This window comes from Sphingomonas sp. S-NIH.Pt3_0716 (assembly GCF_003950715.1).
GTDB classification, from domain to species: Bacteria; Pseudomonadota; Alphaproteobacteria; order Sphingomonadales; family Sphingomonadaceae; genus Sphingobium; species Sphingobium yanoikuyae_A.
The window spans coordinates 1-689 of record NZ_QLJK01000127.1 but is presented as its reverse complement, the minus strand read 5'-3'; the positions used below and the strand labels follow the sequence as shown (position 1 = coordinate 689).

The window sequence follows — 689 nt, the reverse complement described above, 5'->3', positions numbered from 1 at the left end:
TCCCTCCCCAGCGTCGTCGCGCATGAGCTTCTGCCCGGCCATATGGCGCAGGTGCCGCTGGAGGCGCTCGCCCACCCCCACCCGCTGCGGCTCCGCTATGCCGCCGGCTTCAGCGAAGGGTGGGGCGTCTATGCCGAAATGCTGATGGCCGAGGCCGGCCTGTTCAGCGATCCGGCGACCATGCTGGGTCACATCCACTGGATGCTGTTCCGTGTGACCCGCGGCCTCGCCGACATCGACCTGCATGTGCGGGGCGTCGATACGGACAGCGTCGCGGCCCGGATCCGCGAGAGCCTTGGCGAATCCGTTTATTTTGCCCCCATCGATCGCGACGTGGTGCGGATCGCCAGCGACCCGGGGCTGCGCGCCGCCGATGCGTGGGTGCCCCTGCGCATCACCGCGGCACGCCCGCGCGCGCGCCATCGCTGGCCGCAATTCCATACGCCCCTGCTCGCCTTCGGCCGGCGCAGGACCGAACAGATCGCCGGATAAGCGCCGCGGCGCGCGCGCGTTACAGCGCGCGGAACCGGAAATCGCGGAAGCGCGCCTCGCCCGCGCCGGCCGCATACAGCCCCGGCCGCAGCATCAGGAAACCGCCGCGGACATTGTGGTGGTAGCCCGACACCTCCATCCCCCGATCGAACCGCCGCCAGGTCCCGCCGCCGTCTCACGAGGTGTGGATTGCCCCG

1 protein-coding gene is annotated in these 689 nt (G+C 71.0%); it reads left to right on the top strand.

Features of this window, described 5'->3' with window-relative positions:
• Positions 1–492: DUF885 family protein (locus BRX37_RS26405; protein ID WP_125990387.1), on the top strand; the 492-nt coding region annotated here is incomplete at its 5' end.
• Positions 493–689: the final 197 nt, after the last annotated feature.